The 25,106-nt window shown below is 58.7% G+C and carries 17 protein-coding genes and 1 pseudogene; 11 read left to right on the top strand and 7 right to left on the bottom strand.

Annotation, left to right across the window (positions count from 1 at the left end; all coding sequences use genetic code 11):
* Positions 1-266: 266 nt before the first annotated feature.
* The 11 genes and pseudogenes from ACL58G_RS29310 (at position 267) to ACL58G_RS29260 (ending at position 18,778) form a co-directional block, all read left to right on the top strand.
* Positions 267-1,448 carry a serine hydrolase domain-containing protein gene (locus ACL58G_RS29310; protein WP_440964003.1) on the top strand — a complete coding sequence of 394 codons (1,182 nt, stop codon included), beginning with the start codon at positions 267-269 and terminating at the stop codon, positions 1,446-1,448.
* A gap of 21 nt (positions 1,449-1,469) precedes the next feature.
* Positions 1,470-2,498 carry an alpha/beta hydrolase gene (locus ACL58G_RS29305; RefSeq protein WP_440964002.1) on the top strand — a complete coding sequence of 343 codons (1,029 nt, stop codon included), beginning with the start codon at positions 1,470-1,472 and terminating at the stop codon, positions 2,496-2,498.
* A 94-nt stretch (positions 2,499-2,592) separates the two neighbouring features.
* Positions 2,593-3,000, top strand: a complete 408-nt coding sequence (locus ACL58G_RS29300) for an alpha/beta hydrolase fold domain-containing protein (RefSeq protein WP_440968153.1) — start codon at positions 2,593-2,595, stop codon at positions 2,998-3,000.
* 421 nt (positions 3,001-3,421) lie between these two features.
* Positions 3,422-4,438 (top strand): alpha/beta hydrolase, encoded by a 1,017-nt coding sequence (locus tag ACL58G_RS29295; RefSeq protein WP_440964001.1) that lies wholly within the window; start codon positions 3,422-3,424, stop codon positions 4,436-4,438.
* Entirely contained in the window at positions 4,435-5,904 is a 1,470-nt protein-coding gene (locus ACL58G_RS29290) for an MFS transporter (RefSeq protein WP_440964000.1), read from the top strand. The genes ACL58G_RS29295 and ACL58G_RS29290 overlap by 4 nt, the downstream gene beginning before the upstream one ends.
* The gene (locus ACL58G_RS29285; RefSeq protein ID WP_440963999.1) at positions 5,901-7,034 is read left to right on the top strand and encodes an acyl-CoA dehydrogenase; all 1,134 of its coding nucleotides are present in this window, start codon (positions 5,901-5,903) and stop codon (positions 7,032-7,034) included. The genes ACL58G_RS29290 and ACL58G_RS29285 overlap by 4 nt, the downstream gene beginning before the upstream one ends.
* 35 nt (positions 7,035-7,069) lie before the next feature.
* Positions 7,070-7,218, top strand: a pseudogene (locus tag ACL58G_RS29280) (AMP-binding enzyme); the annotation flags it as partial.
* Positions 7,219-7,309: 91 nt separating this feature from the next.
* Positions 7,310-8,497: an acetyl-CoA C-acyltransferase gene (locus ACL58G_RS29275; RefSeq protein WP_440963998.1), complete on the top strand. Its 1,188-nt coding sequence runs from the start codon at positions 7,310-7,312 to the stop codon at positions 8,495-8,497.
* 135 nt (positions 8,498-8,632) lie between these two features.
* Positions 8,633-11,446: a phosphoenolpyruvate carboxylase gene (gene ppc, locus ACL58G_RS29270; RefSeq protein ID WP_440968150.1), complete on the top strand. Its 2,814-nt coding sequence runs from the start codon at positions 8,633-8,635 to the stop codon at positions 11,444-11,446.
* A 502-nt stretch (positions 11,447-11,948) separates the two neighbouring features.
* Positions 11,949-18,158, top strand: a complete 6,210-nt coding sequence (locus tag ACL58G_RS29265; RefSeq protein WP_440963997.1) for an AAA family ATPase — start codon at positions 11,949-11,951, stop codon at positions 18,156-18,158.
* A gap of 299 nt (positions 18,159-18,457) precedes the next feature.
* Complete coding sequence (locus ACL58G_RS29260; RefSeq protein WP_440963996.1) at positions 18,458-18,778, top strand: recombinase family protein; 321 nt, start codon at positions 18,458-18,460, stop codon at positions 18,776-18,778.
* 78 nt (positions 18,779-18,856) lie between these two features.
* Here the strand turns inward: ACL58G_RS29260 and ACL58G_RS29255 are convergent, their stop codons facing one another.
* The 7 genes from ACL58G_RS29255 to ACL58G_RS29225 all read right to left on the bottom strand — a co-directional run bounded on the left by ACL58G_RS29255 (position 18,857) and on the right by ACL58G_RS29225 (position 25,001).
* Positions 18,857-19,867, bottom strand: coding sequence for an AraC family transcriptional regulator (locus tag ACL58G_RS29255; RefSeq protein ID WP_440963995.1), 1,011 nt, complete (start codon positions 19,865-19,867; stop codon positions 18,857-18,859).
* A gap of 557 nt (positions 19,868-20,424) precedes the next feature.
* Positions 20,425-21,039, bottom strand: coding sequence for an IS630 family transposase (locus ACL58G_RS29250; protein WP_440963994.1), 615 nt, complete (start codon positions 21,037-21,039; stop codon positions 20,425-20,427).
* Positions 21,008-21,502: a helix-turn-helix domain-containing protein gene (locus tag ACL58G_RS29245; protein ID WP_440963993.1), complete on the bottom strand. Its 495-nt coding sequence runs from the start codon at positions 21,500-21,502 to the stop codon at positions 21,008-21,010. The genes ACL58G_RS29250 and ACL58G_RS29245 overlap by 32 nt, the downstream gene beginning before the upstream one ends.
* A gap of 56 nt (positions 21,503-21,558) precedes the next feature.
* Entirely contained in the window at positions 21,559-21,735 is a 177-nt protein-coding gene (locus ACL58G_RS29240; RefSeq protein ID WP_440963992.1) for a hypothetical protein, read from the bottom strand.
* Positions 21,736-21,923: 188 nt separating this feature from the next.
* Positions 21,924-23,057, bottom strand: a complete 1,134-nt coding sequence (locus ACL58G_RS29235; RefSeq protein ID WP_440963991.1) for a hypothetical protein — start codon at positions 23,055-23,057, stop codon at positions 21,924-21,926.
* Positions 23,050-24,009, bottom strand: a complete 960-nt coding sequence (locus tag ACL58G_RS29230) for a hypothetical protein (RefSeq protein WP_440963990.1) — start codon at positions 24,007-24,009, stop codon at positions 23,050-23,052. The genes ACL58G_RS29235 and ACL58G_RS29230 overlap by 8 nt, the downstream gene beginning before the upstream one ends.
* Positions 24,006-25,001, bottom strand: coding sequence for a nucleoid-associated protein (locus ACL58G_RS29225; protein ID WP_440963989.1), 996 nt, complete (start codon positions 24,999-25,001; stop codon positions 24,006-24,008). The genes ACL58G_RS29230 and ACL58G_RS29225 overlap by 4 nt, the downstream gene beginning before the upstream one ends.
* Positions 25,002-25,106: the final 105 nt, after the last annotated feature.

Here is a 25,106-nt window from a genome sequence, read left to right as displayed (position 1 = left end):
TCCAGGTCGTTCTTTTGCAAACGATTGTGTGCATGTGATCATAATGGAGATCGGAAAGGTAACCGTAACGCGCGGAGATGGTAATTGTCTCTGACTATTAGGCCACAGAGTTCCTGAAGAGGCTCAGTTCCCCCTGTCTTTGAGCGAAAACATGGTAGTATGCAGAAAGTACATGCAAACGATTGCAAAAGTATATTTAGGTCATTTCTAGGACCACCAATGTATATCGGAAGGCGCGCGCGCGTCAGTTCAATGCGGAGCGAAGTATGAACAAGTTGCAAGATTTACCTGCTGGTCTTGAAGTGCAAGGACGCTACCGGGAAGGTTTCGAGGAGGTTGTTACTGCCTTTTCTTCCAATCTGGCCGCGGGAGAAGAGTTTGGCGCTGCCTGTGCGGTCTACGTTCGTGGCGAGCTCGTCGTGGATATCTGGGGCGGCGTGAGCGAGCCGACCTCGGCCCAGCCATGGCGGAGCGACACCATGGTCGTGATCCATTCGGTGACCAAGGGTGTGGCTGCGGTGTGTGTGCTGCACTTGGTCGACCAGGGTCTGCTTCGACTCGATGAGCCAGTCTCGACGTATTGGCCCGAATTCGCGGCGCACGGCAAGGAAGCCGTCACGGTGCGCAACCTGTTGGCGCATCGCGCCGGCGTACCTTATGTCGAAGGCGAGGTCACGCTCGCGGATCTCCGGGATCCCAAAGCAATGGCGGGCCGCCTTGCGGCCCAGCGGCCAGTGTTCGAGCCAGGTTCCACGCATGCATACCACGCGCTGACCATCGGCTGGTTGACCAGTGAACTGGTGCGCCGCGTTACCGGCGAATCGATCGGCGTCTGGTTCGCCCGGCACCTGGCCGCGCCTCTTGGCCTCGACATGTACATCGGACTGCCCCAGGCGGAGCGCCATCGGGTTGCACGGCTCGGTGTGGCGACTCCCGAACAACTGACGAGCTGGCCTAAGATAGTCCCGCCGGATTCGCTTGCCTGGAAGGTCGTCACTCTCAATGGCCTCTTGCACCTCGTGCCTGGATTCGGCGGGCTCGATTTCAATGATTTCCGCCTGCAGTCCACCGAGCTCGCTGGAGCGGGCATGATCGCAGACGCCAGATCGCTAGCGAAGTTTTACGCCGCATGTATCGGAGACATGGGAATGCCCAGGCTGCTTTCCGCTGCGACGATCGCCGATGCCTCCAAACCGGTATCGACCGGCATTCCATTCGATACTGAGTTCCCCGGCGCATCGTGGGGCGCGGGAGTGATGATCCCCTGGAGTATCCAACCGATGCTTGGCCCGGCAAGTTTCGGCCATGATGGATACGGTGGAAGCCTGGCGTTTGCCGATCCGGAGAGTGAAGTAGCATTTGCCTATGTGCGCAACCGGATAGCTGTAGGTGGAGTAAAAGACCCCGCCGTCTACAAAGTCGTCGACGCTGTGCGCCAACTCGTTTGAAACTAAGTATAAGGAGACATCGTGAGCCTCGATCCAGTTTTGCTAAATATCCTTGGCGCCGTTCCTGTCGAAATCAAGACGCCCGTCGATTGGGTGGAGATGCGCCAGGTGGCGAAGACGCTCCAGCCGCACGTCGTCGGGCCGGAAGGCCTGCTTCCCGTGCGGTCCGCGACGGATGTGAAGATTGCTGGCGAAGCCGGCGATGTCAGCTTGCGCGTGTATAAGCCGGACCAGCCCTCATCGACCACGCTCATCTACATCCACGGCGGAGGCTGGTCATTGGGCGACCTCGATACTGTCGATCACACTGTCCGAAAGCTATGCAATGATCTTCCTGCTACTGTTGTTTCGGTCACCTATCGTCTTGCGCCGGAGCACCGGTTCCCCGCAGCATACAACGATGTTCTGGCGGCAAGCCACTGGGTTCTGGACCATGTCGATGAACTCGGTGGAGATCCGGACGCTGTGCTCATCGGTGGAGATAGTGCGGGCGGCAACCTTGCTGCCGCAGTGGCAATCCGTCTGCGCGACGAGGCCGCCCAGTGGCGGGATGATGGGGCGCCGCGCCGCCCGGCACTGAAGGCGCAGTTGCTGCTTTATCCCGCCACCGACCTGCGGCCGTCTGCTTTGACTACAGCCTCATGCTTAGCTGACCGTGATCCGTCCTTGCCTACACAATCCGTTGAGCTATGCATGGCGGCCTATCTGGGTGAGAAGAATATGGACGACTGGCGCGCATCGCCGATCCTTGCGGATCTTTCCGGCCTCCCTCCGGCGCTCGTGGTCGTGCTGGAGGTCGACCCGCTTCGTGACGCGGGGGTCGAGTATGCGGAACGTATGAAGGCGGCAGGCGTTCATACCGAGCTGATCGAGTACAGCCACCTGACCCATGGCTTCGTCCATTTCGCAGGCATCGTCCCGGCCACACGTCTGGCATTCGATGAGGTAATTTCCCGCTTCAAGGCGTTGGCAGACGGAAGGAGTGCGCAGGACGGTAGCGGACAGGCGCGGGCCATGGGCGACGTTGCGGAGAATGGTCAGGTCATTTGATGCCTGCGCTTTTTCCTGGAGAACGTCATGAGTCTCGATCCCGTCCTGCTCGATTTTTTGAAATCATCCTTTCCCTGCGGGATAAAACGACGTCCTGACCGCAGCGCATCGGATGCTCGAACATATCGGCGAACAGAGCGGCGACCCAGCCCCCCTTGTCATTGGTGGTGACAGCGCCGGCGCGAACCTGGCGGCTGCGGTCGCCATGGGGCTACGCGAGGAGGCGCATGGACGGCAAGCCTGGCGTCCGGTCTACCGGCGCTTGCGGCGCGGCTTTTGCTGTATCCTGCCGCGGCCCTCGGTATCAATGACGGCTTCCTCATTCGCGGATCACGACCCGGCCCTGCCGTCGCGATTCCTGGGGGCCTGTTTTTCGAACTACCTCCAAGGACAGGATCCCAAGGACTGGCGCGCGTCGCCTATCGTCGCTGACCTCCCTGGTCTATCTCCGGCTCTCGTGGTCGTGCTTACCGACGATCCGCTGCGCGATTCGGGTGTATAAACCCAAGCAACCTTGGCGTGCCAACTGATGGCCGTGTCGGCCCGGCTCATTCCGAGCGCGCGCTGCTGTTAGCTGAATATCTGAGTGTTGCGCTAAATTTCCCATCGGCCACCTTTGACTCTTCTTTGCCAGTGATTCTTCCGGCTTCGGAGCCGCTTCACACGTAGTACGGGAAATCCGACATCTTGATAACATTGCATACGTTTGCAATAAATTGCGGCCGCATGCCGCCCGGCACACAGTTCGGATGCGTCGACAGTGCGTTTCGGACAGAGGCGAACGTTCTTCTTGCGTTTTCAGCCGGTGGTGCTAATATTGTCGTAAGCTGTTGCAAACGATTGCATTAGATCGTTTCAAGCTGCGTGTGCCGGATGCATCATGCGCTCTTGCCAGATAACCCCAAAATACTATCGGAGACAATGTGAACCTCGATCCTGTCCTTCAGCAATTGCTCAGTTCAGTTCCACTCAACGTCCAGACCCCGGTGGACTGGGCTGCAATACGTACGGCAGGCACGGCGCTGTTGCCTTTCATCGTCGGACAACGCCCGCTGCCCTCCGTCGCCGCAGTCGAGTCCATCGCATTGCCGGGGGAGGGGGGACACGTTGATGTGCGGGTGTACAGGCCGACCCAGCCTGCACAGCTGACGCTCATCTACATCCATGGTGGCGGCTGGACAGCGGGCGAACTGGACCAGGTAGACCACACGATCCGTAAGCTCTGCCACGATCTTCCGGCACTGGTCGTCTCCTGCACCTATCGTCTGGCGCCGGAACATCCTTTTCCTGCAGGGTATGACGACGCGCTCGCGGCAGTGCGCTGGACCCTACGCAACATTGATGAGCTCGGCGGCCCCCGCGAGTCGATCATCATTGCGGGGGACAGTGCCGGCGGTAACCTGGCCGCCGCAGTCACCATCGCTTTGCGCGACGAGGCGGCCGCGGCACGCCGCGATGCGCTTTCCCCGTTGCCGGCTATCACAGGGCAATTGCTGCTGTATCCGGCCGTGGATCTGCGCGACGCCTTGTTCGCGAGCGAATCGTCCATGGCCGACCTTGATCCCACCCTACGGAAGGCGATGGTGGAAGAGTGCCGGGCAGCCTATCTGCAGGGGCAATCCCCCGACGACTGGCGGATATCGCCTGTGGTCGCCGACCTGGCGGAACTCCCGCCGGCACTGGTCGTCGTGCTCAGCGTCGATCCGCTGCGTGATTCGGGCGCCGACTATGCCGCCAAATTGCGGGCGGCTGGCGTGCGCGCCGAGCTGATCGAATACTCGCACCTGACCCATGGCTTCGTGCACTTGAGCGCGATCGTGCCGGCGGCGCAGGCTGCGTTCGATGAGGTGATCGCGCGCTGCCGCATGCTCGCTCGAAGCGCTAGCGCGGGCGGGACAATTGAAGAGGCCACTGGCAATGTTTCGGAGCAAGGACGATGAACAATCCAATGGAAAAGGTGCCGTACATCGGGGTGTCCACCGCCCGCCGCCTCAGCATTGGGCAGAAACTGATGTTTGGCAGCGGCCAAGTGGTGGAGGCCGGCGTAACGTTTGTTGCGTCGACCTTTCTCCTGTACTACCTGACGAACGTGTGCAGGATGGACCCGGCCGTTGCCGGTGCGCTCCTGTTCGCTTCCCTCGTCGTTGACGCGATTGCCGATCCAATGATCGGTTCGGCCTCCGACCGGCTCAAGTCGCGTTGGGGGCGCAGATTGCCGTTCATGATCGGAGCGTTGCCGGTGGTGTCGGTGGCCGGCTGGTTATTATTCACGATCCCGACCGCGTATGGCAGCACGGTGACGCTGGCGTGCGCCCTTGCGGCAAACATCGTGCTGCGCCTGGGCACCTCCTGTTACGCGTTGCCATATTCGTCCATGACCGCGGAACTGACCAGTGATTACAGCGAGCGATCAAGCATCGCCGTGTACCGGGCGTTCTTCAATTTCCTTGGCGCTGTCGCTTGTGTCATGCCGGCCTTTCATCTGATCTTTAACGAGCCTGGGTCGATGTCGAGTGCGCCGGCATATGCCCATCTAGGCCTCCTCCTTGCCGGCGTCGTGCTGGTCGCCGGACTGGCGTGCATCGCCGGAATCTGGAAGCTGGCGGCACCGGGAGGGGGGCAGGGCGCGGCGCCGGAAGCCCACCGGACTTCGGTTGTCCGGGATATTCGCGACCTCGCAAGAAACCGCTCTTTTGTCCTGCTCTTCGCGACCTGCCTGTTGTTCCTGGTAGTGAGTGGCAGCATGCAAGCGCTGAACCTGTACGCCTATAAATACTATTGGCGCCTCGATACGGCCCAGACTCAGGCGCCGGTGCTCGCCATGCAGATAGGCATGTTCGTCGGTATTCCCATTGCTGCGATGCTCTATCACCGCGTGGAGAAGCGTACTGGCATGCTCATCGGCGTCATTCTGGTCGTTCTCACCCAGGGCCTCCCCGTTCTCCTCATCAGTTCAGGGCTTCTTTCGGGCATTTCTCTGGTAACTGTGTTGTGCTCGATGTCGGTCGTGTTCGGACTGAGCTCGTCGATGCTGTTCATCGGTATCCAATCAATGCTCGCCGATTCGATCGACGAGCACGAATACCTTTTCGGTACCCGTTGCGAGGGCTTGTATTTCAGCTCGGTGGTGTTCGCGGCCAAGGCAGCGGTCGGTATCGGGTCGCTGCTGGCAGGCCTGATGCTATCCATTGTCGGCCTGAAAGGGGGGCAGGCACAGGCACCGCAGTTGTCCGGCGCAGATGCCGAATTTCTCGGCATGCTGTGGGGGCCAGGCCATGCCGTCCTGTTCCTGGTCGTCGTGCCCTTGCTGATGGCCTATCGTATCGATCGTAAGGAACACCAGCGGATCATCGAGGTGCTGTCCACACGCCGTGCCGTCCAAGCCACGCCGAAGGGTGACCAATGATATTAACGGAACAACATGCAATGATCCGCGACGCTATCCGTGTGTTTGCCACGGAACGACTGGCGCCTTTTGCCGCAGAGTGGGATCGCAACCATACCTTTCCGCGTCAAGCGTTGAAAGAGCTGGGAGAGCTTGGGGTGATGGGAATGGTCGTTCCCGACCACTGGGGAGGCGCGGGCCTGGATTACATGAGTCTGGTTCTTGTGCTCGAAGAAGTTGCAGCCGGCGATGGCGCCACCTCGACCATTGTCAGTGTTCAGAATTCGCTGGCATGCGGGATTACGTTGAAATACGGATCGGATCTTCAGAAGGAGGAGTGGTTAAAACCTATGGCGCGCGGAGAGAAGCTGGGTTGCTTCTGTCTCACAGAGCCACATGTGGGGTCGGATGCTTCGGCACTGAAATCGACTGCAGTGCGTGACGGCGACGAATGGGTTCTCAATGGCGTCAAACAATTTATCACCACTGGCAAGCACGCGGATGTAGCGATCGTGTTTGCGGTCACAAATAAGGACGCCGGCAAGAATGGTATCTCCTGCTTCCTCGTGCCAGCGTCCGCGCCCGGCTATGTCGTCGCGCGTGTTGAGGAAAAAATGGGCCAAAAAGCCTCCGACACCGCACAGATTATCTTCGACAATTGCCGGGTGCCAGCGAACGCACTGATGGGCGTTGAGGGCGAAGGATACCGTATTGCTCTTTCCAATCTCGAAGCGGGCAGGATAGGGATCGCCGCGCAATCTGTCGGTATGGCGCGCTCTGCGTTTGACGCTGCATTGAAGTATGCAAAAGAGCGCGAAACGTTCGGAAAGCTGCTGATTGAGCATCAAGCAATAAGCTTTCGCCTTGCAGACATGGCGACGCAACTGGACGCTGCCCGACTCCTGGTTTGGCGTGCGGCAACGCTCAAGGATGCTGGCCAGCCGTGTTTGAAAGAAGCGTCGATGGCGAAAATGTTCGCCTCTGAGGTTGCCGAGAAAATCTGCTCTGACGCTATTCAGGTCCACGGGGGCTACGGCTATGTTAGCGACTTCCCAGTAGAGCGGATTTACCGCGACGTCCGCGTTTGCCAAATCTACGAAGGTGCCAACGACATTCAGCGCATGGTCATTGGGCGCGCCTTGGCGCAGTGAGGTAGACATCGCTTACGAAAAAATTCTCGTCGAAGCTTGCTCTACATGTCAAACGCCGCCTCTCGGCACATGCATATCCCCGCGCTATCAAATTCATCGACGCATTGCCAAAACGCCCAGCGGAAAGCTGCAACGATTTGTGCTGCGAAAAATGGAGTCGGAAAAACTTGCTGCCAAGACGTGAGAGGCAAATCAATTCTTGAATGGCGCCGTCACGCGTCTTGGTGGTCAATTCGTAAATTCGCAAAATAAATCCACGTTTTTGAAAGCACTATATGTCACCAGATTCTGTTGTCATTGTTTCCGTCGCCCGTACTCCTATTGGGGGATTTCAGGGCTGCCTTTCAAGCTTGACTGCTCCGCAACTTGGTGGCACGGCTATCAAGGCTGCCATCGAGCGTTCCGGGATTTCTCCAGATCGAATAGATGAACTGATCCTCGGTTGTGTGCTCCCCGCCGGCCTTGGGCAGGCTCCAGCGCGTCAGGCCTTGCTAGACGCAGGTCTACCAATGTCGATCCCGTGCTCAACCGTTAGCAAGGTTTGTGGCTCTGGCATGAAAGCAGTAATGGTGGCGCACGATACCCTCGCAGCCGGCACAAACGATGTTGTCGTCGCGGGTGGAATGGAATCCATGAGTAATGCTCCATATATTCTTCCAAAGGCGCGAAAGGGCATGCGCCTTGGTCATGGCCAAATGCTTGATCACATGTTCCTCGACGGACTCGAAGATGCCTATTTCGACAAGGGCCGTCTGATGGGGACCTTTGCGGAGGACTGTGCGACAGCCTTTGATTTCGACCGTATCCAACAAGATGGCTATGCTATTGCATCCACCTTGCGCGCCCAGGAAGCAATCAAGACAGAGTCGTTCGCGTGGGAGATTGCACCAGTTGAGGTTGTTCACAGAAACAAATCAACTCAAGTTGCAGACGATGAGCAACCCCTGTCGGCGCAGATCGAAAAGATCCCCATGTTGAAGCCGGCCTTCAAAAAAGACGGTACTGTTACTGCCGCGAACTCAAGCTCCATTTCCGATGGCGCCGCAGCACTGGTCATGATGCGTCGCGTCACAGCGGAGAAGCTCGGCGTAAAGCCACTCGCCGTTATTCTCAATCACACGACTTATGCACACGAACCGAAGTTGTTCCCGACTGCTCCGATTGGTGCGATACGGAAGTTGCTGAGCAACACTGGCCTATCGGTGCAAGATATCGACTTATGGGAGATCAACGAGGCATTTGCTGTCGTCACCCTGGCCGCCATGCGGGAACTAGAACTCGACATCGATAAAGTGAACATACATGGTGGCGCGTGCGCGCTAGGTCACCCGATCGGCGCATCCGGCGCTCGTATTCTGGTGACATTAATAGGGGCGTTACGAAAAACAGGCGGGAAGCGCGGAGTCGCAAGCTTATGTATTGGCGGCGGGGAAGCCACGGCCATCGCCATCGAAATGTTGTAAGGAAAGTACATGAAATGCCGCGCGGGTGACCGCGCTCCCAATGTTTTTCGAGTCTGGCATTCGCAACGTCCGGATGTTGACTGGCACGACTCCCGATCAGGAAAGTTGAACATGAACTCAGCAGTTGCGCATGACATGCCGGAACACGCTTGCCCCCCAGTGTCCGTTACCTACGATATTTTCAACAAGGACGCGCCGCTGAAAGAAGACATCCGCCTGCTCGGCCGCCTCCTCGGCGACGTGCTGCGCGACCAGGAAGGCGAAGCCGTGTTCGACCTCGTCGAGACGATCCGCCAGACCGCCGTGCGCTTCCGCCGCGAAGACGACCAGGAAGCCGGCACCGAACTCAAGACGCTGCTGGCGAAACTGTCGCGCGAAGAGACCAACTCCGTCGTGCGCGCCTTCTCGTACTTCTCGCACCTGGCCAACATCGCGGAAGACCAGCACCACATCCGCCGCCGCCGCGCCCACCTGCTGGCCGGCTCGAAGCCGCAGCCGTCCAGCGTCGCCTACGCCCTCACCCGCCTGAAGGATGCCGGCGTCGCGCAGGAGACGGTCGAAGGCTTCCTGCGCGAGGCGCTGATCGCGCCCGTGCTGACCGCGCACCCGACCGAAGTCCAGAGAAAGAGTACCCTCGACGCCGAGCACGACATCGCGCACCTGCTGGCCGAGCGCGACCTGCCGCTGACGCCGAAGGAACGCGCGCGCAACCTGCAGCTGCTGCAGGCCCGCATCGCGACCCTGTGGCAGACCCGCATGCTGCGCTACGAAAAACTGACGGTGGCGGACGAGATCGAGAACGCCCTGTCGTACTACCGCACGACGTTCCTGTGCGAGCTGCCGGCCGTGTACGACGACGTCGAGGAAGAGATCGCGGCGCAGTACGGCCGCGATGCCGATGGCCTGGACGACGCGGCCTACATGCAGATGGGCAGCTGGATCGGCGGCGACCGCGACGGCAACCCGAACGTCAACGCCGCGACGATGCAGCGCGCCCTCGTGCGCCATTCGACGACCATCTTCGATTTCTATCTCGACGAAGTGCACGCGCTGGGCGCGGAGCTGTCGCCGTCCACGCTGCTGGTGGCCGCGAGCCCCGCGCTGCTGGCGCTGGCCGACGCATCGCCCGACCGCTCCCCGCACCGCAGCGACGAACCGTACCGCCGCGCGCTGATCGGCGTCTACGCGCGCCTCGCATCGACGGCGCGCGAGCTGGGCGCCACCAACATCCTGCGCAAGGAAGTGGGCCATGCGGACGCGTACCGCGACGCCTCCGAATTCCGCGCCGAGCTGCAGGTGCTCGTCGATTCGCTGAACGGAAACCACGGCGCCATCCTCGCCGTGCCGCGCCTGAACGGCCTCCTACGCGCGGCGCGCATCTTCGGCTTCCACCTCGCCTCGCTCGACATGCGCCAGAGCTCCGACGTGCACGAGAAAGTGCTGGCCGAGCTGTTCGCGCGCGCGGGTGTCGAAGCGGATTACGCTGCCCTCGACGAAGACGCGAAAGTCAAACTGCTGCTGGACGAACTGGCGCAGCCACGCCTGCTGTACACGCCGTACGAAAGCTATTCGGACATCACGAATTCCGAACTGCAGATCATGCGCACGGCGCGCGAGATCCGCAAGCGCTATGGCACGCGCGCGATCCGCAACTACATCATCTCGCACACGGAGGAGGTGTCGGACCTGCTCGAAGTCCTGCTGCTGCAAAAGGAAACGGGGCTCTTCCGCCCGAGCGAGAAGAAGAGCGACGCGATGGTCATCCCGCTGTTCGAGACCATCCCCGACCTGCAGCGCGCCGGCGACATCATGAACACGTGGATGGCGCTGCCGATCGTGTCCAATGTGATCGAGCACCAGGGCCGCCTGCAGGAAGTCATGCTGGGTTATTCGGACTCGAACAAGGACGGCGGCTTCCTGACGTCGAACTGGGAGCTGTATCAGGCCGAGCTGAAGCTGGTGAACGTGTTCGCCGACGCGAACGTCAAGCTGCGCCTGTTCCACGGCCGCGGCGGCACGGTGGGCCGCGGCGGCGGTCCGAGCTACAACGCGATCCTCGCCCAGCCGCCCGGCACCGTGAACGGCCAGATCCGCCTGACGGAACAGGGCGAGATCATCTCGTCGAAATTCAGCAACCCGGAAATCGGCCGCCGCAACCTCGAGCTGCTCGTCGCCGCGACGCTGGAAGCGGGCCTGATGCCGCACGATGCCGACCGCGAGCAGATCGAGCGCCTGGCGCGCTTCGAGCCCGTGATGGCCGAGCTGTCGCAGCGCGCGTACAAGGCGTACCGCAACCTCGTGTACGAGACCCCGGGCTTCACGGACTACTTCTTCGCCGCCACGCCGATCGCCGAGATCGCGGAACTGAACCTCGGCTCGCGTCCGGCATCACGCAAGTCGACGCGCCGCATCGAAGACCTGCGCGCGATCCCCTGGGGCTTCTCGTGGGGCCAGTGCCGCCTGCTGCTGCCGGGCTGGTTCGGCTTCGGCGCTGCGGTCTCCAGCTGGCTCGCCGAGGGTGACCGGGACGAACGCCTGGCGCTGCTGCGCGAGATGGGCCAGCACTGGCCGTTCTTCGCCACGCTGCTGTCGAACATGGACATGGTGCTGGCCAAGACCGACCTCGCGCTCGCGTCGCGCTACGCGGAACTGGTGCCGGACGCCGAACTGCGCGACCGCATCTTCAAGCGCATCTCGGCCGAGTACGCGGAGACGCTGCACTGCCTGGAGCTGGTCACCGGGTCGGACGAACGCCTCGTGAACAACCCGCTGCTGGCGCGCTCGATCCAGAACCGTTTCGCCTATCTCGATCCGTTGAATCACTTGCAGGTGGAGCTGATCCAGCGGCATCGGGCGCTGTCGGCCGAGCAGAAGGTCGATGAGCGGGTGCATCGGGGGATTCATCTGTCGATCAATGGGGTGGCGGCGGGCTTGCGCAATACCGGCTGAGCTCATCGCGTTGCTAACGACCACCCATGTGTCCATGTCGTTAGTGGCCGACGGGCGCCATGCGCGCCCTTATTGCGCGCAACTCCGCATACGTTTGCAATAAATGGCGCCTGCGTACAGGCTGCCACACAGGTCTGGATGCGTTGATAGTGTTGGTTTGACAGGAGTGAATATTTTTCTTGCATTTCCAGTCGGGGGTGCTAACATTCCGTAAGTCGATTGCAAACGATTGCATAATTGCTCAAGGCTGAATTTGCAACCGATCAGTTGAGCCGGTTACCATGGGTAGCTCCACCGCCTGCAAAGGTGCTTGGAACAAACAGTAAAGTCAGCCACGGCTTCGTCCGTGAACCTGGGCAATCGTATGAAGATCAACGAAACAATGGATGCGGCGGGAGTGCTTGTACCAAGAAGAAAATACGATTACTCTCGGAATCGGGGATTGAAAAAGCAAGGAATGATCGCCGCAGCCTGTAGACAATCCTCGAGATAGGGGAGCCCGATGAACCTAGGCAACTATCAGACTGTTGAGCAGGTAGGTACAGTAGCCGGCGGCACGCTCCACCTTGCCCGGCATGTTCGGGACGGCACCCCCGTGCTCCTCAAGTTCCCCTCACACGACAGCGTTGCCGGTGGCCTGCGGCACGAATATGCGCTGCTGCAATCCCTTGATGCGTCAGGGATCCTCAAGCCGATCGCCCTGCATGAAGACGGTGCGCGGCTGGCCCTGGTGCTGGAACCTTTCGCCGGCGAGAGTCTGGAGGCCGTGCTGGCGCGCCAGCAACGCTTCACTCTACCGGAAGCGCTCGCCATCGCCGGCCAAATGGCCGGCGCTTTGGCAGCGCTCCATGCCGGCGGCATCGTGCACCGCGATATCCGCCCGACGAACTTCCTGCTGGCGCACGACGGTGTCCAGGTCAAACTGGCAGACCTGAGCCGGGCCGCCGTGCGCGACTCTGCTACGTCTACCGGTCCGCCTGCCGTCATCGACTGGGCCTATGTCTCGCCGGAGCAGACCGGGCGCATGAACCGCCAGGCCGATAACCGCGCCGATTTCTATGCGTTGGGCATCACACTGTATCGCTTGCTGACCGGGCAGCTGCCGTTCCAGGCGGACGATCCGCTGGAATGGGTGCATTGCCACCTCGCACGCATGCCCGTTTCGCCGCGCGGCCTGGTCCCAGACATTCCCGAGGTCGTCTCGGACCTCGTGCTGAAACTCGTGGCCAAGGTGCCGGAGGAGCGTTACCAGAGTGCCAGCGGCCTTCTGGCCGACGTGGAGCGCTGTCTGGCCGAATGGCAGGCGTCTGGCGAGATTGCGCCGTTTGTACTTGGCATGCGGGATGTGTCCGACCGCTTTCAGCTCCCCCACAAGCTGTACGGACGCGAGCGGGAACGCGCTGCGCTGTTGGCCGTGTTCGAGAGAGTGGCCACGACAGGTACGCCGATGCTGGTCACGGTAGCCGGTTATTCGGGGGTGGGGAAATCCTCGCTGATCAACGAGCTGCAACAACCGATCACGGAAAGGCGTGGCTACTTTATTGCCGGCAAGTTCGACCAGGTCAAGCGCGACATTCCCTACGCGATCCTGGCCCAGGCCTTCGACGGTCTGGTACGCCAGATCCTGGGCGAGAGCGATGCCAATATCGCGCACTGGCGGGATGTCATTCGTGAAGCGCTGGGGCCTAACGGCCAGCTCTTGGTCAGCCTGATCCCCCAGCTCGAACTCGTCATCGGTCCGCAGCCGTCAGTCCCGGACCTGTCAGCCCAAGAGGTGCAAGCCCGATTCCGGCTTGTGCTCCGGCGGTTCATCGGCGTGTTCGCCAAGCGAGAGCATCCGCTGGTGCTGTTCCTCGACGACTTGCAATGGGTGGACACGGGAACGCTGCCCCTGCTCGCCGATCTCGCCACCCACCCGGACGTGCATTACCTGTTGCTGATCGGCGCCTACCGCGATAACGAGGTCGGCGCCGCCCACCCGCTGATGCATAGCCTGGGGGCGATCCGCCAGGTAGGCGGCGTCGTGCAGAGCATCGTGCTCGCCCCGCTTGTTCTCGACGATGTGGTGCAGTTCGTGGCCGAGTTGCTGCACTGCCCGTTGAACGCGGCTCAGCCGCTGGCGCAACTGGTATTGGAGAAGACCGGCGGCAACCCTTTCTTCACCCGCCAGTTCCTGACTGCCCTGGCCGAGGAAAAGCTGGTGGACTTCGATGCCAGCCACTGCGGCTGGCGCTGGGACTTGCCGCGCATTCATGCCAAGGGCTATACCAACAACGTGGTGGATCTGCTAGTGGGCAAGCTCGCCCGCCTGCCACCGAAAACGCAAGACGCCTTGACCCTGTTTGCCTGCCTGGGCCATGCCGCCGACGCCGCCACGCTGGGTCTCGTCCTCGCGCAATCCGAAGACGGGGTCCGCGCCTTGCTGTGGGAGGCCGAGCGGGCGGGTCTGGTGTACCGGCAAGACGACATTTACACCTTCCTTCATGACCGCGTGCAGGAAACGGCCTATTCGCTAATTCCCGAGGCATCGCAGGCCCGGATGCACCTTGTCATCGGCCGCATTCTGTCGTCCCGCCTCGCGCCCGGGGCAGTCGCCGAACGGATCTTCGAGGTCGTCAACCAGCTCAATCACGGCGCGGAGCTGGTCGAGTCGCGGGAAGAGCGCAAGCGAATTGCCGAACTCAATTTGCTTGCCGCGCAGCGCGCCAAGGCGGCAGCGGCCTATGCCCCGGCGCTCGCCTATCTCCGCACCGGTGCGGGACTCCTGGCGGAAGACGACTGGACGCGGCAGCATGAGCTCGTCTTTGCATTCGAGTTGGGCCAGGCGGAATGCGAGTTCCTGACCGGTGCACTGGCAGAGTCGGAAGCCCGCCTGACGACGCTGTCCACTCGCGCCGCCAACACCGTTGAACAGGCGGCCGTGACATGCCTGCGCGTGGACCTTTATACAACGATCAATCGAACCGACCTCGCAGTGGCGGTCGGTCTCGACTATTTACGGCAGATGGGTATCGACTGGTCGCAGCATCCCACAGACGAGGACGTGCGTCGTGAATATGAGCAGATCTGGTCAAAGCTCGGCGACCGCGCGATCGAGGACCTGATCGATCTGCCCTGGATGGGCGACCGAGAGTCCCTGGCGACACTCGATGTCCTGACCAAGATTATTCCGCCTGTACACCAATCGGGTGACAATCTATTGCTTTGCTTTGTGATGTGCCGGACAATCAATCTCAGCCTGGATCGTGGCAACAGCGATAGTTCCTGCGTCTGCTATGCCTCATTCAGTGTGGTCGTGGGGTCATACTTCGGCGACTACGCGGCAGCGTTGCGCTTTGGTCAGCTCGGTCTCGACCTGATGGAGAGGCGTGGGTTGAGCCCCTTCAAGGCCCGTGTTTACGTGATCTACGCTATCCATATCGTTCCCTGGATGCGGCCCATCCAATCCGCCTGGGAGTGGATGCAACGTGCTTTCGATGCGCTGCAGCAGACTGGCGATCTCACCTTTGAGGCCTACCACTACAGAAACGTCGTCACGCTTCATCTCACCGGCGGTACCCCGCTCGCCGAGGTGCAGCGGGAGGCCGAGGCCGGGCTCGACTTCGCGCGCCGGGCGGGGTTTGGCCACGCCGTCGACGCCATCACCTTGCCGCTTCAGCTGGTCCGGACGCTGCGCGGCGCCGTTCCGGTCTTCGGCAGCCTGAACGGGGCCGGGTTCGACGAGAGCCGGTTCGAGCAGCACATTCTGGAGGAAAACCTGCAGCGGGCGCCCGTCGCGTGCTGGTATTGGATCCGGAAGCTGCAGGCGCGCTTCTTCGCCGGCGATCATGCCGCGGCCACGGAGGCCGCGGAGAAGGCGAGCGGACTGCTCTGGACGTCACCAGCGTTTCTGGACACGGTGGAATATCACTACTGCGGCGCGCTTTCACGGGCCGCCTGGTGCGATGACGCCGCGCCGGACGAGCGGCAACAGCATCGGGAAACCTTGGCCGCGCACCACCGGCAGCTTCAGGTCTGGGAAGAGAATTGCCCGGACAACTTCGCGACCCATGCCGCACTGGTCGGCGCCGAGATCGCCCGCCTCGACGGACGTGAGCTCGATGCCGAGCGACTCTACGAGCAAGCCGTCCGTACTGCATGCGACAGCGGCTTTATCCACAACGAGGCGATTGCCAATGAATTCGCCTCGCGCTTTTACGCGACGCGCGGTTTCAAAAAGATTGCCAAGCTGTATTTGCAGGACGCCCGTGACGCCTATCTCCGTTGGGGCGCCGATGCCAAGGTGAGGCAACTCGAGGCGCAGCACCCATGGTTGCGCGTGCGTACGGAGGAACAGGCTGCCTCCACGCCCGCCGAAAACCAGGTGCGGCTGGATCTGCTCGCTGTTGCGAAGGCCTCGCAAGCCATTTCCGGTCAGATCCTGCTCGATGAGCTGGTCGATACCCTCATGCGCCTGGTGCTCGAAAGCGCAGGCGCGCAGACGGGCTATTTGTTGCTCGCGCAAGGAGACGCGTTGACGCTCATGGCCGACGCCAGGGTCGAGCAGCAGACGGTGCAGGTGCGCCGGCATGCCGGACAGTCCCCGTCCCAGGGCCAATTACCCATTGCCATGCTCCAGTACGTCCGGCGCAGCCGGGAACCGGTGCTGCTGATGGAGGCGGCCGAACGGCATTCGTTTGCCACCGACCCGTACTTTGCGCAACAGCATCCCCAGTCGGTGCTTTGCCTGCCTATCCTGCGCCAATCGGCTTTGGTTGGCATCTTGTACCTGGAAAACAGTCTGGCCACCCATGCCTTCACCCCGGACCGGGTCCAGGTGCTGGAGCTCCTGGCTTCCCAGGCCGCCATCTCGATCGACAATGCCCGGCTCTATGCGGATGTGCGCGACAGTCACGCCCGCATCCGGCGCCTGGTCGAATCGAACATCATCGGCATCTTCTTCTGGGACTTGAGCGGCAACATCACCGACGCCAACGATGCGTTTCTCCGGATGCTCGGCTACGAGCGGCAAGACTTGCTGGCGGGCGAAGTGAACTGGGAACGCATGACGCTGGCGGAATACCGCGCGCTCGATGTGCGGAAAGTAGCGGAGCTGCGTGAAGCCAGGACGTGCGTCCCGTATGAAAAGGAATTCCTCCGCAACGACGGCAGCCGCGTCCCGGTACTGATCGGCGCCGTTCTCTTCGACGACTCGCCGGATCACGGGGTAGCCTTCGTGCTGGATCTTTCCGAGCGCAAGCGGGCCGAGACGGAACGGGAAGCTCGCCATGCCGCGGAGGCGGCCAACCGCGCCAAGAGCGCCTTTCTGGCCAACATGAGCCACGAGCTGCGCACGCCCTTGAACGGCATTCTGGGCTATGCCGAGATCCTGGAGCGCGACCCGGCGCTGGGCGAGCGCCAGCTCAACGGAGTCAACGTGATCCGCAAGAGCGGTGAACACCTGCTCACCCTCATCAACGATATCCTGGACCTGGCCAAGATCGAGTCCGGCAAGATGGAACTCTATCCGGTCGACATCCAGCTGGCGCGGTTCGTGCAGACCATCATCGAGATCGTTGGCGTGAAGATGGCGGAAAAGGGACTGATGCTGGTGTGCGAGCTCTCTCCCGATCTGCCGCAGGGAGTCCGGGCCGACGAAAAGCGGCTGCGCCAGGTCTTGCTCAACCTGTTGGCCAACGCATCTAAGTTCACCGACCACGGCCGCATCACGCTGCGGGTACGCTTTGGACCACCGGCCCGGCTGGCCTTCGAAGTGCAGGACACCGGCGTAGGCATCGCCATCGACCAGCTAGACAGCATCTTCGAGCCGTTCGAGCAAGCCGGCGAGATGCGGCGGCGTCAGGCGGGCACCGGCCTGGGCCTAGCCATCAGCCGCAAATACGTGCGCCTGATGGGCGGTGACATCCAGGTCGAGAGCCGGCCCGGCCAGGGCAGCATTTTCCGCTTCGAGGTACAGGCGCAGCCGGTACAGGTGGCCCCAACTGTGGCGACAACCAAGGCCGTGACCGGCTATATAGGGCCGCGCAGGAAGGTGCTGGTGGTGGACGATATCGCTGATAACCGTGCGGTGGTAAGCGGTCTGCTGATACCGCTCGGCTTCGAAGTAGCCGAAGCGGCCAATGGCCGCGAAGGGGTGGAGTTGGCGCAACGCCTGCGGCCGGACCTGATCGTGATGGACATTGCAATGCCGGTAATGGATGGGCTGGCCGCTACCCGCCTCTTGCGGAAACAGGAAGCCTTCCGCGAAGTGCCGATCGTCGCCATGTCGGCCAGCGTGTCGGCTAGCGACAGCGAGCAAAGTCTGGCTGCTGGGATGAATGCCTTTCTTGTCAAACCACTCGAAGCGGACAATTTGCTGGAGCAGGTGGCAGGACTGCTGCAGTTGGCATGGGTCGGTGGCCCGGAGCAAGCGGAGTCGCCGCCGGAGGAGGGGCCTATCGTTGCGCCGCCTGCGGAAGAAATGGAGGTGCTATACCGATTGGCCCAAATGGGCGACATGCTCGGCATCACGGCACGAGCTGATCGGTTGGCCCAGTTGGACGAGCACTATCGCCCCTTTGCCAACCGGTTGAAGTCTCTGGCTGGGGGATACCAGTCCAAGGCCGTGCTGCGGCTGGTGGAGGAGCATCGTACGGCAACGCCCGATCCGCAACGGGCGGTCACAATCGCCCAGAGCGGCCTTCCAATGGCCCGCCAGCCCATAAAATCCTGACGATGACATCGAGGTTGCCGACGTCAGCGTTATTGCCAATGTGTGTGCCAGTTCAGTTCGCCATCGAACGAACGGTCACAAGCAAGGGCGGCGCTGCTGGCCAGACGAAAACGAGAACAGCCAGGTCTCGTTGCAAGGTTGACGAGCCGTCCGTAACAGATGCCCTGCCTGATCGCGCTATCACAGCGAGATCATCTACTAGTTACAGGCACCGGTCACCGTGCTCCCGTCCAAATGCATCAGCGCCGTGGGTGCCTTGTGCCGGCTTCTACAAGCTCTCGATTCAACCACGATAAGCAATGGCTACCACTGATAAGCCACGCGACCCGGCCTTCATGTTGAAGCAGTTGATGGCCATTGCCGAAGCGGCGGACCCGGGACGGCATCGTGTGCCCGAGCCAGCAAACCCTGGTGATTCTGGCGACCAAGTGTCGGTGCCCGGGGCAGGGGAATCGGATTTGCCGGTCCTCGCGGCGCGGCGCGCCAGCGGCGAAACGTATGCGGCGATTGCCGCCGACCTGAACCGACGGGGCATCCGCGGCCGCTACGGCGCACGCTGGTATTCGGCGAGCGTCTGGGCGCTGCTGCATCGCCAACCAGGAGGCCAGGTAGCACGTTAGCGTCCCGCAGTCTGCCACGCGTAGTGGCCATCACGTTCGGCGGCCATCCTGTGATGTGGCTTGCGCCACGTGCCGCACTCAGCTGCGGTTCGCCATCAGGCGATATTCACCCGGCGATGCGCCGGCCCACTTCTTGAAGGCCCGGTGGAAAGCGCTAGCCTCGGAAAAGCCCAGGTCCGCCGCAATTTCGGCAACACTCCTGGTGGTGTGGCACAGCTGGTCGATTGCCATGTCGCGACGCACCTGATCCTTGATGGCCTGAAACGACTGTCCCTCGTCGTCGAGACGCCGCCGCAGCGTTGACGGTGTAAGATTCAGCGCCTTGGCGATCGCATCGAATTCTGGCCATTCGAAGGTGCCCGCGGCGCGCAGGCGCCGGCGGATCTGGGCCGACAGACTGTTGGTGTTCTTGTACTTGAGAATGATGTTGGCCGGTGCATTGCGAACGAACTCGCGTACCGTCCGGCTGTTCTGGATCACCGGCAGGTTGAGGTAGGTGCGTTCAAAACAGAGCGAGGTAACCTCGTCGTTGAACGTGAGCCGGGCGGAATACATGAACTGGTATTCCGCGCTACGCGATGGCTCTGCGTAAGCGAAGCGCGCCGCAAGGACCGGAATCCGTCGTCCGATCAGCCAGCAGGCGAGGCCGTGCTGCAACATCAGCAGCGTTTCGTAACCGAAGATACGCGGCGCCCCCGATTCGGCCCTTTGCCGGATCGTGAGGGAGGCATGGCCGCCGCTGGTTTCAACGGCGCACTGGAAATCATCCAGCAGCAGGTTGAAAAATCGTGTCATGCGGGCCAGTGCATCGGCCAGCGTGGCGCAGTCTACCAGGATGTGGCTGAGCATGGAAAAACTGCCGACCTTCATGCGCCGGGTGTCCTGGCCAAAAAGTTCATCGTCGAGCGTGCGTGCCACGCCGAGCCAGAGAGCACTGAAACTCTGAGCGATCACGCGGCCCTGCGGCGCCTGCAGCAATGCCGGCGTAATACCGGCGTCGCGCAGTAGCGGGGCAGGGTTAATGCCCCGGGCGACGACCGGTTCCACGGCCGACTTCACGAAGTAGATCGAAACACTGCCTTTTTGCATTCAGTAACGGGTATACGCAGCGCCATAAGAGGAGGAATACACACCACGTCATGCCAGGCAGTGTGCCGTATCGAGACCGAAGCATACCTCAATCGACTGCCCACGCGACAGTGAACTGTTGAACAACAGGATGCGAAGCCAATGTGATTTTCTTCGCTCACCAGACTCGGATGCGGCCATGGCTATGGACGCGGATATCGCCCGCGGTCCCGTCATGGCGACGGTCAGATCCACGTACTGGCCATTCCTTGGATGAGGATCTATCCCGCTGACCTCCCACCATATCCGCACGCGTTCATGGCAAATACGCCCCGCAGGAGTTCAAAGGAAAACTTTACGCCAACTACACTGCAGCGCCCCGAAAAATGGCGTGCCGCCAGCCCCATCGGTAGTGCATTCGTTTGCGTCGCGCCGGCCAGCAGTTTCCGTAGCGGGACGACCGGGCAGCTTGCAGGTCATGGCGCAACGGATTGCAGTCGCCGGCGGCAAAGGCAAACGCACTTGCCCGCGTCGGATCGAAGGTATGAGCGCTCTCGAACCTGTAGCCTGGCTGGACATCATCCATCAAAGCCGAGCTGCCGCGCAATGATCTTGTGGTAGGCATTGATTGCAGCCTGGCGGCAGGTATCTAAGTACTCTCCCAAAATTACGGTGAATTCGCTGCCGAAACCTTTCATCAGGGACTGGATCTCGGCCAGTAGGTTGGCGCCGTTGACGCTGGCGAATCGGCGCCAGAAGTATTTGGCGTGCTTCCACAGTGTCTCGATGCGGTTGAGTTCCGGGCTGTACGGCGGCAGATAGTACAAGCACAGCCCCTTCTTGGCCCAGCGGCGCCGCTGTTTTTCCATTGCCTCGCCTTTGTGGATCCCAGCATTATCGAGCAGAACAATGCGTGGCACCGAGTGCGGCTGGTCAGCTATCTGATCAAAGAGAGCGATGACATCATCGCGCGTGGTCGGCCGCTGCTGTGTAGTCCAGATCAACTGGCCGTCGTGGCGCAATGCTCCTAACACATTCACACGCTGCCGGTGCGCTAGGGGTTCGACCGAGCGCGTTTGGCCGACCCGCGTCCAGCCATATTGCACCGGTGGATTTGGACTGAAACCGGATTCGTCGAAATACAGCAGTTCGCATCGCTGCTCATGATCGAGCTGGCCCAGTTCCCCAATCACCCTGCTGGCGCGTTCGAAGGCCTTCTGGTTGCGTTTTTTTTAAATTGTACCGGTAGCGCTTGTAGCTGAAATTCATCTCTTTGAGATAGCGTACGGCGGTGTTCTCGCTGATCGGTGCCTGTTCCTGCTGCCGCCCGATATGACGAAGCAGTGCGACAACTGTGCCGCCCTCGGACTGCGCCAACTCGCCCAGAGCTCGCCGCTGTTCGGACATCCACTTCTTTGGCCGGCCAGTGTGGCGGCCTTCGTACAGTCCGGCCAACCCGAACTTGTTCCAGCGTTGCCGCCACTGCTCGACGCTGTTCAGATGCACCATGAACTCGTCCGCAGTCTGCTGCAACGTCAGCCCCTGGCTCAACCGTAAAATTCCCTGCGCCCGCATCCGTGTCCTCAGGTGTGGATGGAAAATTCCCATTTCCCGCAGCGTCCGTCGTTCGTCTTTCGACAGCTCCAGCAGCTTCATCTTTCAACTCATGCTATCTGCCTGATCGACTTTGACAGCAAAAACTGGAAGACTACTTAGAACACGCTGACACCTGATGAGGTGCCGCCGCTGCGGCGATTCACATCATCTTTGCCCACGAGAATAGAGCGCGTTTGACTGGCCAGCGGTGTGCGCAATGCGTTGAGGACGGCGTATCCCAACGTTTTTGCCGCCAACCAAGCATTTACACCGGTTTGAAACAACAGCTTCACATGTAATATTTACGAAAATTCTTGACGACTAATTCGGCAAAGTATGCTCGCGTTTTCTTTTCTTTTTCTTTTTCTTTCTGTTTCGTAACCACACACAATTAATACCAAGGATTTTTACTCCATATCTTGATGCAGTTCGGCCGGCACATGCCCACTAACCTTGCACTTCATTTTGACGCATTACACGATTATGTCTTAAACTTCTCGAATTCCAATTCAACCGCTCTCCTGATTCTAGAACCGATCTGAGAACGAACATCAGCAAGCGCTTTGCCGCTCAGGCTGGAGCTCATTGCGATACGATCAATCGAATAATGAAATGGTGTTGCCGCTATTTTTTCTATCGAACGAATTTTATCAAAGGCGTAAACTACGTTACAGCTCCCCTCAAAATTTCCAAACGCAAACTCGTATTCAACGAGCACGCGGGTAAGAAAAAAATAATCATGGTAAGCAGAATTAGCCAACAAAGCAAAGTTATTTAATTTGTCGCCATCGACTTTCAGATTTCGAACTGATCCTTCCATCCATTTAATACCCGGATCATTAGGCAACTCGACATGTGCTTCGTTCTTCCTGATTGTGACATCCACAATCGTTCCATTCCCTTTGCTTCCCTCGAATCTAGAGGCGACGTGAAGCATAAACAAAATACGGTTTTTATTCTCAAACGCTCCAAAGACAATCTTTCTTGGCTCATCCGTTTTTGTTAAACCTGCAGTCTTGAGTGCAGTTGATAATACTTTCAGCACCCGCTCGTTAATTCGCTGAGTCTCTTTAGACGAATGCTGAGAAAGGAAATCGAGTCTTAACGCTCCGTTTTTCTGCTCAACTCCGATACGACCGATGAAATTTAGGTCGCGACCGAGTAAATCCTGACTAAAGTCGCGGCGATTAATCTCATACTCAATATATGCTTTCGAATGGCCATCAAACTTGACCTGTGGAGCGCGCGAAAACGACACGCCATGCAAATCATCAAGTCCCACCAGTGTGACCAGTTCGCCGCTCAGGGATTTAAAGCACTTTTGCCAAGCAGCGTCTGCGCTCGACAATTGAATGTCTTGCGGCTGTTCTTTAAGCTTGCTTTCCCTAGAGACCGAGGTCTCTAGAAGTTTCACAAATTCGTTAGGCAAAAGAATTGACGCGGCGAGGATCGGTATTGTCGCTGATTTTTCGGTAATTACATTGAACACGCCTTTTGATCGCAGGGTAGAAGCGACCTCACCAGGCGAAATGTGATCACTTCCGAGCAAAACGCGGAGCTGCTCACCGTGCGGCAGCCATTGTTTGACTTTTACTTTATCTTCGATTTTACTCATCACCAGTGCTCACAGCTGATAGGGAAGCCAAATTAGATGGTTCGAAAGAGAACGGGTGAAATGATTTCTTTCGATCCTGAAAAGCCAGTTCGGCGCTGCGCGCATCGTTAGAATGAATGGCGTCGTTATAGTCGCGAAAACCTATAAAAACCTTTTGTGGCCAAGCACCAGCAATAACAAGCGCGAGATTGAGTAATCGCATGTATGCTTCCCGGTCAAAAGCTTGATTCGCGTACAAAAACAATACTTCCTCCCCGGTTGCCGCAATAACTTTTGCTGGAATCACATCAGCAATAACTAACGACAATGGAAGTGCCCGACCGTGTCTTTCATCATTTCGGTTTATTAATGCGCCAGGCTCGGGATAGATGAAGCTATAACCACCAGGAGAATTACTTCGCAGGTGTTCAACCATCTTTCTGGTAAACTCAATACGTGCACCGTCTACGAAATAGACGTTATGTATACACTTATCATCAAGAGACTTAATATTCCGTACCAACGAAAGTACGTCCTTGTCATGACTTCCAAAATCTGAACTCGTCCAGATAAGGAGCCCGGCATGTTCAAGATGACGTCGCCGCTCGTATGTGTCTAATAAGCCATCCAAACCCTCATCATATTGTGCACATGAAATTATTTCATTCAACTCCTCCACGAAATTCTTGAATTCCGTTTTCGTAACCGCCTCGCTAGTTGGATATCCCTTAGAGCTATTCTTCACAGATATATGCACGACATCCGTTTGGTGGTCAAAGAACGGATTATTGTAAACAAAAACCCTATCATCGCCGTGGCTACGGCGCAGATCATCTTTTGCTGTTCGATGGGAATCGTCGTTGCATTTTATCGGAATGGCTTGCAGCCCTGAGGACCAACCTATCAGCTCCAGATAGCTATCCGCCAACTTTTCCCCAATTTCTCCAGATCGTTTGGAATTCTCGCCACTCATGCTTTAGCTGCTTTCATACGAATTAAAATATGCTGCTCGTCGCCAACGTTGCTTACCGAGATCAACGGATAGCGCATTCCATTTTCGACTAACAACTTAACTCCACGGACAATGTCAATCTTACGAAACGTTTTGGAAGCAGCTTTCGCTAACGTACTTGACGAAATTGAAAAATCTAGATCTACCAAATTTGATTTCCCCACCGCCACATCCGCAATAGAATCCAATTCAGATTTTGTCAAAAAACCGGATGTTGTTGAGATGACGTCATTAGGGGTCAAATTTTCACGTTCAGTTAATGCATGAATTCTTTCAGCATACTCAGCGATGCGACTCGAATCCGTCATTGCCTCAATCGCATTCTTAGTGAATTCAGAAACAAATTTCGACGCAGACTTCTCTGTTTGAACAGCTTTTGCTTGAAGGAAGTCATCGATCCAATATTGTGTAGATCCGGTGCGTTCATAAGCTAAAATAAAGTTATGCTCGGATGGGATCAAAACGGCTTTTTGCAACATCCTAAGATCAATTCCGTCCTGCTCTTGCGGGACATAGCTACCGTTATCTAGTGAAATCGTAAGATATTGCTCTCTCGCCTCAATCTTTAATATACACAAGGCATCAGTTTTTGCCCCCTGTAATTCGATGTCCCGGACCAGAAGAATTAACAATTCCCCTTGGGGAATGTTCGGATTCTTGCTTTTGTTATACAAGAGCCTAGCTATGTGTTTCGAGTTCTCGAAGAAACTCTCTCTATCTAAAAATATAGATCTTGAGAATGTATAGAGTTCGTTCAGGCGAATATCAGCGTCGTGTTGAAAAAAAAACGGGGCTGCTTTTTCCATCGAAGCCACACATCTCCGCATGAGTAGACCCGCGGTTTCGTCTGTTAGTTTAGGCTGCGTTTCCGAAAATACGATAGGCTCCGACCTCGTCGGATTTCCCACCAAATGACATACGCATGAGATAAGGGTCGCTTCAGAAATATTCATTTTTCTCTCCAGTTGCCAATGTGACAAAAAAATTTCGCTTTGTCAACATCATGTTGCGAGGGCCAACTGTTCGCACAGGAGACTGTTCTTCAGTAGACTTCAACG

Source organism: Massilia sp. GER05 (genome assembly GCF_052056005.1).
Lineage (GTDB): Bacteria > Pseudomonadota > Gammaproteobacteria > Burkholderiales > Burkholderiaceae_D > Telluria > Telluria orientalis.
This window is presented reverse-complemented; position numbering and strand designations above follow the sequence as displayed.